Raw genomic sequence first — 13620 nt, forward strand, 5'->3', positions numbered from 1 at the left:
TTATGAAATCCTCTCTATCGCTCTTCAAAGAACTATCCCAGCTACTCACAGAGCAGCAAAACCCACGCACGCTCAACATTGATGAACTTTCTCCGCTGGAAATCGTGCGACTTATCAACGAAGAAGACAAGACAGTTGCGTCAGCCGTCGAGGCTGCTTTGCCTGAGGTGGCCCGAGCGATTGAAATTGTGGTCAAGGCTTTCAAACAAGGCGGGCGACTAATTTACATTGGCGCCGGCACTTCAGGACGCTTAGGCATCTTAGACGCATCAGAGTGTCCGCCTACATTTGGCGTTCCTCCCACAATGGTGCAAGGCATCATTGCAGGCGGTAGAAAAGCCGTTTTTCGTTCCGTCGAAGGCGCCGAAGACGATGCCGATGCTGGCATAGAGGCTTTGAAAAAGATTCACTTTTCTCGGCGTGATGTGCTCTGCGGAATTAGCGCCTCCAAGCGCACCCCTTTTGTGATCGGTGCTTTGAACTACGCACGCTCATTAGGCGCGAAAACAATTTTCCTGACATCGAACCCCGATGTAAAGCAGAAAGCTACGGTTGTCATTCGCACGCTTGTCGGACCTGAGGTGATTATGGGCTCGACGCGAATGAAAGCTGGCACCTCACACAAAATGGTGCTCAATATGATTTCTACTGGTGCCATGATTTGCTTGGGCAAAACATATGGGAACCTAATGGTGGACTTGCAGCAAACCAACCGCAAGCTGCAGGAGCGCACCAAGCGCATTTTTATGCTTGCCACAGGCGATAGCTACGAAAGCGCTGAAACCTACCTTGCCAAAGCCAAAGGCAGCCTAAAACTTGCTATCTTAATGCGGCTTTCAGGACTTCCATACACGCAAGCCAAAGCCACGCTGCAAAAGGCAGATGGCTTTATCAAGAAAGCTTTGAAACTGGCGGAGCAAACCAAGTGATTCATTCTTTGAGGCAAGCTGTGAGAACTGAACTCTGTATGAAATTTAAGTTCATAGCGTCACATTCACTGACGGTGCGGGAAGAACCGCATCCGCATCTTTGGCGGGTTGATGTGAGCATTTCCGGTGAGCCGCAAAATGGCATGATTGTTAATTTGCAGCAAATTCGCAGTGCCTTCGACGCAATTCTTTTGCCGCTGCACAACACGTTCCTGAATGAAAATGCAGCACTCCCTGCAGTAGCACAAGCTGCTCCGACTTGCGAGACGCTCAGTGACTACCTTTTTTCTGCATTTGATGCTTGTTTGCAAGCGGAGTTCTTGCCACATAACCCGACGCTGCAGCTGGCTTCGGTCGAGGTTGCGATTTGCGAGCCAGATGGATTCGAGTGGGGCTCTGTGCGACGCACGCGCAGTCTTATAGCGCCGCAGGCATAAGCGTTTCATCGGCCACAGAAAATTGTTTTGGTCAAAAAAATTTTGCTATCTCAAACTCTCTAACCAGACACGTCGTTTAGAGAGCATCGTCTGTCTCGTCAACACAGCGACTGCAGCTTGCTTGCAGTCGGAGGTCGTGAAAAATGAAGAAAAAAATTGGCGTTCTAGTTACCACTTTTGGCGAAGTTGAGCAGCTTTCGCTTCGCACTCTGCTTCCGAACTCATGGCGCATTTTAGACCTTATCACCTCTCGCATTGCCAATTTGCCCTTTCCGCTCAAAGCCTTCATTGCGCTGATGCGCAGTCTCAAGCGAAAGCGAGAATGGACCAAACATCGCTACCGCTCAAAGCTCTCAGCTATCAACCGTGCACAGGCACAAGCTTTAGCGCAGGCTCTGCAGACGGGTATGCAAGTCGGTCAAACAGACGTGGAATTTATCGTTAAAGATGCATACTACTTCACAGAACCCTATTTCGAAGATGTGCTCACGGCACTTCACACGGCTTGCGATGGTATCGTGCTACTACCAATGATCCCTATTGAGTCAGATTTCGCTTGCGGCGTTGGCTGTTACCTCACTCTGGAGCACCTGGGCGATACCGCTTTTTCCAAAGTACGTGTCATCAAGCACCTTTGGAACAACTCCGACTTTATTCAGCTTTCACTGAATCATCTCTTCGAGCACTGGCAGCCCAGCACGGCAAAGAAAGTCGGGTTGGCACTGGTCGCACACGGCACGCTGGTGAGAGACCGCAATGGGGAGATACCAAAATTCAACACAGGCTACAGAGAAACACTTGCTTTCTTCGAAAGGCTCAAGGCAGCGATTGAATGTGACAGCCGAAATCGGTTTAGTAGCATCAAATTAGGTGCGTTAAATCACCGACTTGGGGGCACCTGGATGCCTGAGACGCTGGAACGCGCCTTAGAAGAATTCAAAGCAGAGCAGATTGACGAAGTGGTTATCTTTCCGTTTGGCTTTCTTGCCGACAACAGCGAAGCAGACTTGGAAGCAATTTTGCAAGTGCAAGCTGCTGGTTACCCTATGCAATATGTGCCTTGCCTAAACGATTCACCTGATTTTATTAACTGGCTGGCGGCGCGTGTGCGCCTCACCAGCACGCAGCTTTTGGACACTCAAGCATTCATACAGATTTTGTCAGAGCGCTCGCCTGCACCGAATCCTGCGTTTATAACCTAAGGTTTTGGTATCAGGTCTGCTTCATCTTTGATATGAATGAATCGGGCATCACCCCAGAGCTTTTCAAGGGCATAGAATGCGCGTCGCTCTCTAAGAAAGATGTGCACAACCACAGTGATGTAGTCCATTACAATCCAAGTCAGCTCACGTAGCTCGAGGTGGTTCGGTTTCTCACCGTCTTTCAGCAAGCCTTCGTAGATTGCATCGCAAATTGCCTTAGCCTGTCGATCTGAATCGGCTGAGCAGATTACGAAAAAGTCTATAGCGTCTGACAGCGTGCGCACGTCTAAAAGCGTAATGTCAGTAGCTTTCTTAGTAAGTGCCAGTTCGGCAATGCGACGGGCTAAGCGCTCTGAGTCGCTAATTTCAATGACCGTAGGGGTCGGCTCAGCTGCTCTGACTTTGGACTTTGTGCGAGCTGCGGGACGCCTTGGAGACGATGCACGCTGTCCAGCCTCCATTTTTTTCAAGGCGCGTGCTGACGCTGCTTGTGAAGACGACGCAGAAAGATGAGCCGACTTTGTCGATGCAGATTTCTTTGCCAAGCGAGTAAAGTTAGATTTCAAACTTTTTCCGAAATATACTCTACCTGCGGTATGCAAAAAAAGGTATTTGTAGAAGTTTCCAGCGTAATCGGTCAAGAGCATCTTGAGACGGCTGTTGGGCTTTTACATTCTCTCGGCTATGATGCGTTTCGCGAAGAAGAGGATACGCTTTATGCCTACTTGCTAAGCGAACAGTGGAATGCGGAAAAAGAGATTGCCACGCAAAAAGTGCTCGAGCACCTTACTCAGCGTCCTGCTGAGCTACGTATCCGCTACCTTGAAGACCGAAACTGGAATGCTGAGTGGGAAGCCTCACTGCAACCGATTGTCGTCTCTCAGCGACTTGCGATTGTTCAATCCGGAAAAACGCTTCCTGTCCAAGATGGACAATTGATTATAGAGATTAATCCCAAGATGTCGTTTGGTACAGGCTACCACGAAACCACACGACTTGTGCTTCGCGAACTTGAGCGCTCACTTTTGCCCAACGACCGTGTGCTTGACATTGGCACAGGCACAGGTGTGCTGGCAATTGCTGCACGCAAGCTGGGTAACACTTTGCCAATCCTTGCAGTAGACAATGACGAGTGGGCAGTCGAAAATGCTCGTGAAAACATCGCCGTCAACCGATGTGCAAATATCGAAGTGCGCCAGCTGGACGCACTGACTGCACTCCCGCATTTATGTGCTGAAACACGCTACACACTTATTTTAGCAAACCTGAACCGCACAGTTTTGGATACGCTATTGACTTTACTCGCACAAGTTGTGCCGCAGGCTCGCCTTATTGTCTCAGGCATTTTGAAATACGACCATAGCTGGCTGCAACAGAGATTACGCAATACACCTTACTCAATCGCACATCTTACAACAGAGGGCGAATGGCTTTGCGCCCTACTTCAACCACTTACACAATGAACCGCATTGCAACTATTGATATTGGCACAAACACAGCTCTTTTGCTTATCGCTGAGCGTGACGCAGGCACAGGTAGCTTGCATACTTTACTGAATCGGCAAGAAATTATTCGCTTAGGCAAAGGCGTCGATAGCCAGAACACTATTCAAGCTGACGCAATTGAACGGCTCATTGATTGCCTCTTGCAATACAAAGCGGTTATTGCTCAGCACCATGCAGAAAAAACTGTGGCGGTTGCGACCAGCGCAATGCGCGACGCCCACAACCGCACTGATGTGATAGCAAGTGTTTTGCGTAGAACAGGTCTGCAGATTGAAGTGCTTTCTGGCGAAGAAGAAGCGGAACTGACGTTTCTCGGCGCTGTCGCAGGCTGGACGCACCTTCCTGAACCATTTATGGTGATTGATATTGGCGGTGGCAGCACAGAACTGGTGATTGGGTCGCACACAGGCATTGAAGCAGAGATTAGCCTTGACATCGGTTCTGTGCGTATCACCGAGCGCTTCTTTCGACATCTTCCACCTCAGCCTGATGAACTACAATCAGCAAAGCGTTTTATTACTGAAGTGCTTGCCTCAGAACTGGCGAAATTCATTGAGGGACGCGAGATGGTTGTGGGCGTTGCAGGCACAATTGTAACACTCGGTCAGCTCTGCAAGGGACTTAGGCACTTCTCACCTGAGATACACGGCACGGTGATGCAATATGCGGACATACATCGCTTGCAGCAACTCTTTGCGCAGACCTCTACCGAAGAAATCATCCAGATGGGCGTCGAGCAGGGCAGAGCCGACGTAATTTTAGCTGGCACGCTCATTTTGCATCAATTTATGCGGCTTTTCGGTGCGAAGGCAATTACAGTCAGCACACAAGGGCTGCGCTACGGCGTTGCACTGCGAGAGTGGCGCAAGGTAGCCTGACATACTTAGCCTATGCTGCAAGGCGAAAGCACGATGATAAAATCGGTGGCAGAAATATCCAGCACCGTTCTTAGCTCTCCCAAAAAGAGCCAATTCATCGCATCTACAAACCGATGCGGTAAAAATCGCTTAACAAATCGATTTTGATACGACTCGTAGCTGATGAAAAATTCTACCTTGTGTTGGTACTGTGCGGCGAGATGTAGCAGCGGCTTGAGCTTAATATCCGTAGCAAATACGGTGCGGAACGGACCTTGGTCTGTCTTGCTTGCACTTAGCGGCGTGCCTGATGCAAGGCGATAAAACCACTGATGCACAAAGTAGGGCGAGTATTTGGTAACCACCCCTTTCCAAATTTGCGGATTTGGATACGCCAATACGACTTTGCCTGTAGGCTTAACCCACTTAAAGAACTTTGCAATGACTGCTTTGGGATTTTGCAGATGCTCTACGACGTCCCAACACACAATTAGGTCAAATGCGCCCAACCACTGCGGATTGTCGTATTGATGCAGGTCTGCACAGATGCGTTCCGAGAGATGTTGATTTCGCTCAAGTTGATACGGTGAAATATCAATCCCTGTCACGATGCACTGCTGCAGCGCAAGATGCGATGCCGACCCACAGCCCGCTTCCAGTACTGTTAGGCCAATGAGCGGCCCTAAGTGGGTGTTCAACGCATGCAGAGCTTGCTCAAAGGTGCCGTAGTGTCGATAGAGCTGAGTGAGTTCAGGTGCTATGGATGCTGAAGCGGTGTCCGTCATAGCCTTATGCTTTGCAGATGCGAAGATACAACCAAGTGATGCAAATCTGCGTTACATCAGAAACAGAGTGCTGCGGCACCCATCACTCCTGCACGGTTGCCGAGCTTAGCCAGTCTCACTTCAAGTCCCTCATGCATTGTGTGCAAGGTAAAGCGATACAGCTGGGCGCGCGTGGGTGCCAGAATCAGTTCACCTGCGCCTGATACACCGCCTCCGACAACAAACTTGCGGATATCCAAAATAGAGACAATTGTGCCCAAGCCTGCACCTAAGACTTCCCCTACGAACTGCCAAGTGTCCAGTGCCACTTTGTCGCCTCGTTCTGCAGCAAGGCATAGCAGCTTGGGGGTCAAGTTTTCCCAATTTCCAGCGCAGAGTTCGTGCAAAATGGGAGAGGGAGTTTGCGATAGCTGCGACAGGGCATACTCAACGATGCGTCTCTGCCCAATCAAGCCTTCGATTGAGCCACGAATCCCCGCGTGGATACGCTCGCTGCGGTAGTCAACGGTGATGTGCCCTAATTCGCCTGCTGCTCCCGTCGTGCCGCGATAAATTTTCTTGTTCAGGATAATACCGCCTCCCACGCCCGTGCCCAGTGTAATCATTACGAAATCATTGAGCAACCTCCCTGCACCAAATGCGGACTCACCCAGTGCGGCGACATTTGCATCATTTTCTACAAAGACAGGTAGCTGCAAGCCTTCTCGTCGCTTAAGCTCGGTCTGCAGCCTTTCGCCCAGCCGTACGACGGTCCAGCCGGGCAGGTTTGGTGGATAGCTAATCGTGCCACCGTCCAAGCTGACGACGCCGGGCACGCCGACGCCTACACCTTTTAAGCTACTCAGCGGTTGGGCTTTGAGTGTCTCCCTTAGCACCGTCGTGAGGCCCTCGAGCATATTTTCTATCACAACCTCTGGCCCTTTTTCTGCTTCGGTTGGAAGTTCCTTACTGCAGAGCAGGTTTCCGCTTTGGGAGACAGAAGCCACCTTAATAGCTGTGCCGCCCAAATCCACCCCAATTGCAAATGGCTCCATAGAGGGAGTTTATCTATCACTGCATTACGGTAACTCAAGGTAATCCAGCGCTACCTGCAGCATTGCTTTGACGCCGACCTTCAACGCTGACTCATCAACGTAGAAGCGTGGCGAATGGTTTGAGGCAGCAGTCTTCAAGTCCTGCTTGGGCGTAATACCCACAAAGAAGAAAAAGCCCGGAATTTTTTTCTGATAGAAGGAAAAATCTTCAGAACCCGTGAGCTTTGCACTCAGCACTACATTTTCTTTGCCTACTGCCCGCTCAAGGCTGGGAATCATCTTTGCTGTGAGGGCTTCGTCGTTATGCGTGGTAGGGTAGAGCTTGCGAATGGTTACTCGAGCGTGCGCACCTGCGCTCTTTGCAATCATATCTGCAGTGCGACGAATGCGCTCGTGAATGTCATTTTGCATCTCTTCGTTAAAGGTGCGAATGGTGCCCAGCATATGCACACTATCGGGAATGATGTTGTATCGAATGCCCCCACGAATACTGCCAACTGTGATGATGGAGGGTTCTGCCGTCACATCAACTTGGCGGCTGGCGATAGTTTGCAGGCCCAAGATAACCTGTGATGCGACTACAATGGGGTCAATGCCAGCCCACGGCTTAGCGCCGTGTGTTTGTCGTCCTTTGATGGTAATTTCAAGGTTATCTACCGCTGCCATCGTCGGACCTGGGCGAAACGCAATTTTGCCCGACTCTAACCCTGCAAAGACGTGCAAGCCGAAAATGGCTTCAGGCTTTGGGTTTTCCAGCACGCCTTGCTTAATCATTAGCTCTGCACCACCTTCTTCACCTTCTGGCGCACCTTCTTCAGCCGGCTGGAAGATGAATTTCACCGTGCCACGCAGTTCATCTTTCATTCCTGCAAGAATTTCTGCTACGCCCATTAAAATTGCCGTGTGGCAGTCATGGCCGCAAGCATGCATCACGCCTACTTCCTGACCGTTGTAAATTGCTTTAGCTTTGGAGGCAAAAGGCAACCCTGTTTCTTCAGTTACAGGCAAGGCGTCCATATCTGCACGCAGGGCAACTACTTTGCCGGGCTTTGCGCCTCTCAGCACTGCCACCACGCCAGTGTGTGCCACGCCTGTTTTAACTTCTAACCCAAGACTTCGCAGATGTTCCGCCACAACTTTTGCTGTGCGAAATTCTCGATTAGATAGCTCTGGATTTTGATGCAGGTCACGCCGCCATGCAATTACCTTTGGCTCAATCGCCAACACCTTTTGCTCAATGAGCTTTTGGCGCGCTTCAGCAGGTGGCAGTGGAGATAGAGCAGCCGAATAAGTCACCGTTTGCGCGATGCTCTGCACAGCACTCAGCGCCAGCATCAGCGTTGCCCCAAGTATGCTTATGCACCGTTTATGCATTGCTCGTTTCAGTGTTTGCTCTCCTGTTTGCATTTGCAAAGTTTGCAGCAAGTTAGCGTCTGAGGAGCTTAAACGCAATCTCGCTGCCCATCTTTTGCTTGAATGCCAAATTGAGGAAAAGTAGCGTCATCGTCTCCAAGTGGCGTGCTTGCGACAGTGTCCCACAATCCACTGGGTCGAAGCCGCTATCCTGAATGAGTATCGCTACTTTGGCTTTTGCCTCAGCGTCATTGCCGCAGTAAAACCCCGTTGCAGCTATTCCATCGTAGAGAGGTTGCGCCAGCACTTTTGCGCCAATTGTGTTGTAGGCTTTTACTACACTTGTTTCAGGCAGCCAGCTTTGAATCATCTCCGCGGCAGATGTATGAGCTGGCACAACCAGCGACGAGAAGTCTGGCGACAGCGGGTTAGTACAGTCAATCAAAACCTTGCCACGCAGCGCATGACGCACTAAGTGCACGGTCTCCTCTGCAGCACTCCATGGCACACCCAGAAACGCTACTTCTGCATACATCGCTGCATCTTCATACCGGCCTGCTTCGGCGCGTTCTCCCATATCAATCCTAAGCTGTGCGGCTTTCTCAATAGAGCGCGTGCCAAAGAAGACACTATGCCCCTTTGCCAACCAGATTTTCCCCAGTCGGCTGCTCATATTCCCTGTGCCCAGAATTCCTATTTTCATCGGCAAATTGTGCTTGCTGTCTTGGTTCAAACCCGCTTCGGGCTGCGTTCCCACTCTCTTAGGTGAGCGGGAAGAATTTATCGAAGAATCGCTCCAGTGCCGCTTGCTGCAGCTCTTGGTGATTTAGATGACGCGTGCGCTCGTAAATCAAATCAGCAAGGTAATCCATATTGGCGTAGTCTTGGGCTTGTATGTCTTGCTCAATTAGTGAGCCTAAAAACATCATTTGCTCTGGCGTGAGGGTGTCAAGAAATTTCTCAAAATTGGGTCTATACACTGGCTTCATTGATGCGGCATTTATTAACACAAAGTTACGCAGTTCTCGCCGATTCACGAAGGCCAGTCAATCATTTGGCAAAAGGCTCTGGCGCTTTTTTCCAGCAACTTAAAGCTGTATGCCTGCGCTTCGGTCTACTCTCACGCAATAAAAATGCCGCTAAGCTTACTTAGCGGCATGGAAGAATGCAAGGCAAGCCAAAGAACATATGCCAGATTCTGCCTTAGGCAATCCGCAGCTGAGTTGGTGTTGCCGTCACGCCCCACGCCTCTGCCAGATGTGGCGGGAAGTCAATACGGTAACCCCCTTCATCCACGTGGTAGTCCCACTGTCGAATCGTGAAACTGCGAATGCCTCGCGTGTAGAAGGGATCGGTTTTTAGGAGCGCCTCCAGCGCTTCTTTGCTTTCGGCTTTCATAATGCAAAGTCCATCGTCAAACTCACCCTTTTCATTGACGAAAGGGCCGGCGACCACAAAAACTTTCTTTGGAATGTTTTCCAGCATCCACTTAATGTGCTCGCCTGCATACTTCATCACATCTGGAGCGCGACCTTCATTGCAGGTCATCTGAACAACAAAATACTTCATTGGGAAAGAGGTTTAGGGTTCAGCGGTTACAGTTTCAGCTTCTAACACTCGTGCAGGTAGCCACTGGCGCGACAGCGATGTTACAAACCACTTCTTCATATCCAAGCGCACTGGCAAGCAAGGTGTGTAGAGTTGATACCATGGCATTTTGGTTTGGAGCATTCCCATCACTTTCTCCCGCTCCGACTCTGGCAAAACAGTGGCCGTGCCGTAGGCTTGCAGAAAATCTTTCATTGCATCGTTCTGCGAAATTTGAATCGCTACGCTCTGGTTCTTGCGTAAGTTTGCCATGGTTTTGCCCGCTACTTCCAGCATTAGGTAAATCGTTAGGTCATTAGACGCAAAGTATGCGCCTAACACCCACGGTGAGTATTCGCCACCTGTCGTGGCAATCGTAATAGCATTGTTGCTTTGGAGAATATCCAGAATCACTTGCTTGATTTCCGTTTGAGAGACCATTGAACGATGTGTTTTTGTGGTTGAAACAATTGACCGACCCGTCGGTCGGTTAGCAATACAATTCCTGTGGTTATTTCGTTTCATTGGCGTCGCCATCAGCAACTTAGCGATGGTTTGCTGCTTGTGTATCTTTGTAGCGTAACTTCATGCGCTATGGAATACGACCTTCAACTTTTGCAGTTCATTGGCGAGGTTTTGCTCGAAAAAGTTCACAGCCTGCGTTCTAAGCTTCACGACGATACGGCTTTGCAAGTCGACAGAGTTAATCTGGCTTTTGCTGAAGAAGTGATTGCGATGGCCAAAAATCGCCTAACGGTTCTGCGCAATGAAGCTCAAAATGATGGCTCGCTGTGGCTTGAACGCAGTTTTGAGCAGTATCCGCACATTCGCTTGCACGGCGGGGTGCGTGAGGACGACCCACCGCAGTAGCTGTCAATAGAGATTAAACCTGATTCCCTTCCTGCTTGTCTGACAATTTGGAAAAGTTAAGCACACCCAAAATGACGCATCTTTGTGCGCTAATGTTAATTGAAACTGTACCGCAGACGACCCATGAAGTCCGATGCCGAACTGATTGCTCTTTTTAAGCAAGGCGGTGCAGCAAGCGAAAAAGCTTTTACAGAGCTGGTGCGTCGATATCAAGAGAAGGTCTACTGGATATGTCGGCGCATGCTGGATTCGCACGAAGATGCCGATGATGTGGCGCAAAATGTCTTTTTAAAGGTCTATGACGGCCTCAGCGACTTCAAGGGCGATGCAGAGTTTTACACGTGGCTCTATCGAATTGCGATGAACGAAACCATCAACTTTTTACGCGCTCGCCAAGTCCGCAAAGCCGTCTCCATAGATGAGATTTTAGAAAAGCCTGCTTCAGCGGAGGCTGAGCCAACCTATATCGTAGAGCAAAATGAGGAAAAGGAGCTTATTGCCGAAGCTATTGCGGCTCTGCCCGAAAAGCAAAAGCAAGTTTTTATGATGCGCTACTACGATGAGCTGTCATATGAAGAAATCGCCGACATTTTAGGCACAAGTGTCGGCGGACTGAAGGCAAATTACTTTCATGCCTTTCGGAAAATTGAATCGTATCTCAAAGCGCGGCTTCGCGCCACAAGAACGGTAACGGAGGACAAACGATGACTTCGAAGGAACACTTGCGACATTATTTACCTGATTTCATCGCAGGGAAAACCCCGCACCACATTTCAGAAGAACTGCAACAGCTTCTTGCATCAGATGCCGAGTTCCGCAAGGAATACGAGGCGCTGCGTGTGGTGTGGTTGAAAGTTCAAGCGTATTCACAGTCAAAGCTGGCAGAGTCTCAGAAAACCATTCCCCCTTTCTACTTTGAGACCTTTGCCGATAAGGTCGCCGCACGACTTCGAGCAAGGCAGCAGCCACTTTGGTTACGCCTCAGTGCTTGGCTGAAAGACTTTTTCTTGACAGAACGCCGCTATGAACTTGCTGGTGCTCTGACGGGTGTTGCGATTGGCTTGCTTCTTGTCCTGTCGATTTGGCGGTTAGACCAGCAGGTTGCGCGTCTACCCGTGCCATCTGCTTCATCCACACAAACAGATGCTACGGTGGCACTTACCACGACAATCCAATACGCTGCATACTACAGCCCTGAGGCTTTGCTCATCAGCCTCAGCGAAGAGGACGCTTCATATCTCATTGAAGCAATCGAATATGATTTTGCCGACGACACAGAATTCAAAACGCTTTCCAAGCAAGAGGTTGAAGCACTTTTGAAAATACTGTAACCCTTATCCAGCATTCTAACAATGAAGGTGAGATGTCTTCTTTTCCTGATAGGGTTCTTACTGTGGGCAGATGCTGCTGAACTTATGGCACAGCCTGTTCCCGCTGCGCCACCCAGAGAGCGAGAACGATGGCGTGAAGGTCATAGTCGACCGCGCATTGAGCCACCCAGCTCACCCGAGCAAATGTCTCCTGAACGGCGTGCGCAGTTCATTGCTCGCTTGCGGCAACTGCGTATCTGGAAACTGACTGACCGCCTGAAAATGACCGAAGAGCAGTCTATACGCTTTTTTCCCAAATACAACCGTTATCAAGACGAGTATTTTGCCAAAGTTGAGCAATTACACGCACAGATGCGTGAACTTCGTGAACTGGAAGCCAAAAAAGCACCTGATAGTGAGCTTGATAAGCAGGTTGAGAAAATCCTTGCAACACGTACCGAAATGAGCGGGCTTTTCTCCAAATATGCCAAAGAATTTCGTGAGGTGCTGACCGCTCAGCAGCTTGCCGAACTTATGCTCTTTGAGCGCGACTTTTTGGATGACCTGAATCGCTTAATGCGCCGAGAGCGCCCTGACACCACACGACCAATGGTTCGTTAGGCAGAGGCCTCATCATCCTGCAAGTGAATCGTTTGGCGCAAAGTGATCCCTCCTGACCTTCCTCTGCACCTTTTCAGTGACAGGGCTATCAGTGCAGCGACGCCCCCACAGCACTTTTCGCCTACGCTAAAGATGCTTACCTTTGCAGCTAACAGTCGTCAGACATTCATCGCAATTCCAAGATGACAATGAGAACCTACAAGTTCAAACACATTGACGCTTTCACTGACCGTGCCTACACAGGCAACCCTGCCGCAGTGATTATGCATGCCGAAGGGCTCACAGACGAAGAGATGCATCTGCTGGCGCGCGAACTCAATCTCTCTGAGACGGCTTTCGTGATTCCACCTAAAGATGGCTCCTACGACTTAGAACTGCGCTGGATGACCCCTACTACCGAAGTAGACTTATGCGGCCATGCTACGGTCGCTGCCTTTCACGCCTTGGCAGAAGTAAAACTCTACGATTTAGGGCATGAAGGCGAACGCACCTTGCGTGTGAAAACCCGCAGCGGCATTCTCCCCATTCGCGTGCAGCAGCAGAACGGCACCGTGCGCGTTACAATGGGCTTGCCTTTGCCCACTTTCACACCTTACAAAGGTCAAAAGTTTGAGCTTTGCCAAGCCTTTTCTGTACCCACTGAACTACTTGACCACTCTCTGCCTGTTTGGCTTGCTAACAATGGTTATATCTTCATTCCTTTCGTGAACCGCGAGCCACTCCTGAAGATGAAACCCAGCTTTACTGACCTTAGAAACCTCTCGCAAAAGCATAATATCACGGGTTTCTGTGTCTTTACGACCGACACAAAGTATGCAACCAGCGCTGCACACTCACGCTTTTTTGCGCCCGCTCTTGGCATCAATGAAGACCCCGTTACTGGCTCAGCACAAGGTCCACTGGCAGTCTATCTTTATCAAAACGGTCGCATCAAGGGTGAAGGACGCATTCCCGTAACCTTAGAACAAGGCTATGAAATGGGTCGCGGCGGACGTGTCTGGGCAGAAATTGAGGTCGAGAACGGTGCTGTCCAGCAGCTCTGGATTAGTGGCTACGCCGTTACCGTAATGAATGGGGAACTCTACATCTAAACCCAGCTTTTCTCCAGTGCAAGGTGTGACCTAATCATC

General features: G+C 50.0%; 18 protein-coding genes. 10 read left to right on the top strand and 8 right to left on the bottom strand.

The features are described 5' to 3' along the window. The first annotated feature begins 2 nt into the window (after positions 1 to 2). From murQ to NZM05_11405, 3 genes are all read left to right on the top strand, one after another. The gene (gene murQ, locus NZM05_11395; protein ID MCS7014217.1) at positions 3 to 929 is read left to right on the top strand and encodes an N-acetylmuramic acid 6-phosphate etherase; all 927 of its coding nucleotides are present in this window, start codon (positions 3 to 5) and stop codon (positions 927 to 929) included. A gap of 38 nt (positions 930 to 967) precedes the next feature. Beyond that, positions 968 to 1366 (top strand): 6-carboxytetrahydropterin synthase, encoded by a 399-nt coding sequence (locus NZM05_11400; protein MCS7014218.1) that lies wholly within the window; start codon positions 968 to 970, stop codon positions 1364 to 1366. A 143-nt stretch (positions 1367 to 1509) separates the two neighbouring features. Continuing rightward, positions 1510 to 2568, top strand: a complete 1059-nt coding sequence (locus NZM05_11405) for a ferrochelatase (GenBank protein MCS7014219.1) — start codon at positions 1510 to 1512, stop codon at positions 2566 to 2568. Here the strand turns inward: NZM05_11405 and rsfS are convergent. After that, entirely contained in the window at positions 2565 to 3134 is a 570-nt protein-coding gene (gene rsfS / locus NZM05_11410; GenBank protein ID MCS7014220.1) for a ribosome silencing factor, read from the bottom strand. The genes NZM05_11405 and rsfS overlap by 4 nt on opposite strands. A gap of 30 nt (positions 3135 to 3164) precedes the next feature. Here rsfS and prmA point away from each other — a divergent pair, with 30 nt between their 5' ends. Both prmA and NZM05_11420 read left to right on the top strand, forming a co-directional pair. Then, positions 3165 to 4031 (top strand): 50S ribosomal protein L11 methyltransferase, encoded by an 867-nt coding sequence (gene prmA / locus NZM05_11415; protein MCS7014221.1) that lies wholly within the window; start codon positions 3165 to 3167, stop codon positions 4029 to 4031. Then, positions 4028 to 4951 (top strand): Ppx/GppA family phosphatase, encoded by a 924-nt coding sequence (locus NZM05_11420; GenBank protein MCS7014222.1) that lies wholly within the window; start codon positions 4028 to 4030, stop codon positions 4949 to 4951. The genes prmA and NZM05_11420 overlap by 4 nt, the downstream gene beginning before the upstream one ends. Positions 4952 to 4956: 5 nt before the next feature. On the opposite strand, the gene NZM05_11425 is transcribed toward NZM05_11420, so the two are convergent. The 7 genes from NZM05_11425 to NZM05_11455 form a co-directional block, all read right to left on the bottom strand. Then, positions 4957 to 5715, bottom strand: a complete 759-nt coding sequence (locus NZM05_11425) for a class I SAM-dependent methyltransferase (GenBank protein ID MCS7014223.1) — start codon at positions 5713 to 5715, stop codon at positions 4957 to 4959. Positions 5716 to 5771: 56 nt separating this feature from the next. After that, entirely contained in the window at positions 5772 to 6749 is a 978-nt protein-coding gene (locus NZM05_11430) for an ROK family protein (protein ID MCS7014224.1), read from the bottom strand. Positions 6750 to 6773: 24 nt separating this feature from the next. Continuing rightward, positions 6774 to 8123, bottom strand: a complete 1350-nt coding sequence (locus NZM05_11435) for an amidohydrolase (protein MCS7014225.1) — start codon at positions 8121 to 8123, stop codon at positions 6774 to 6776. A 52-nt stretch (positions 8124 to 8175) separates the two neighbouring features. Further along, positions 8176 to 8805: an NADPH-dependent F420 reductase gene (locus NZM05_11440; GenBank protein MCS7014226.1), complete on the bottom strand. Its 630-nt coding sequence runs from the start codon at positions 8803 to 8805 to the stop codon at positions 8176 to 8178. Positions 8806 to 8863: 58 nt separating this feature from the next. Continuing rightward, entirely contained in the window at positions 8864 to 9091 is a 228-nt protein-coding gene (locus tag NZM05_11445) for a hypothetical protein (protein MCS7014227.1), read from the bottom strand. A 214-nt stretch (positions 9092 to 9305) separates the two neighbouring features. Next, positions 9306 to 9671, bottom strand: a complete 366-nt coding sequence (locus tag NZM05_11450) for a YciI family protein (protein MCS7014228.1) — start codon at positions 9669 to 9671, stop codon at positions 9306 to 9308. 12 nt (positions 9672 to 9683) lie between these two features. Beyond that, entirely contained in the window at positions 9684 to 10130 is a 447-nt protein-coding gene (locus tag NZM05_11455; protein MCS7014229.1) for a pyridoxamine 5'-phosphate oxidase family protein, read from the bottom strand. Positions 10131 to 10283: 153 nt separating this feature from the next. Here NZM05_11455 and NZM05_11460 point away from each other — a divergent pair, with 153 nt between their 5' ends. The 5 genes from NZM05_11460 to NZM05_11480 all read left to right on the top strand — a co-directional run bounded on the left by NZM05_11460 (position 10284) and on the right by NZM05_11480 (position 13581). Next, entirely contained in the window at positions 10284 to 10559 is a 276-nt protein-coding gene (locus tag NZM05_11460) for a hypothetical protein (protein MCS7014230.1), read from the top strand. Between the two features lie 123 nt (positions 10560 to 10682). Beyond that, positions 10683 to 11267 carry a sigma-70 family RNA polymerase sigma factor gene (locus tag NZM05_11465; protein MCS7014231.1) on the top strand — a complete coding sequence of 195 codons (585 nt, stop codon included), beginning with the start codon at positions 10683 to 10685 and terminating at the stop codon, positions 11265 to 11267. After that, positions 11264 to 11890: a hypothetical protein gene (locus NZM05_11470; protein ID MCS7014232.1), complete on the top strand. Its 627-nt coding sequence runs from the start codon at positions 11264 to 11266 to the stop codon at positions 11888 to 11890. The genes NZM05_11465 and NZM05_11470 overlap by 4 nt, the downstream gene beginning before the upstream one ends. Before the next feature lie 21 nt (positions 11891 to 11911). After that, on the top strand, positions 11912 to 12490 hold the full coding sequence (locus tag NZM05_11475; protein MCS7014233.1) for a hypothetical protein: 579 nt from the start codon (positions 11912 to 11914) through the stop codon (positions 12488 to 12490). Positions 12491 to 12678: 188 nt separating this feature from the next. Next, positions 12679 to 13581, top strand: a complete 903-nt coding sequence (locus tag NZM05_11480) for a PhzF family phenazine biosynthesis protein (protein ID MCS7014234.1) — start codon at positions 12679 to 12681, stop codon at positions 13579 to 13581. Positions 13582 to 13620 lie beyond the last annotated feature (39 nt).

It is taken from the genome of Chloroherpetonaceae bacterium (assembly GCA_025056565.1).
Taxonomy (GTDB): domain Bacteria; phylum Bacteroidota; class Chlorobiia; order Chlorobiales; family Thermochlorobacteraceae; genus Thermochlorobacter.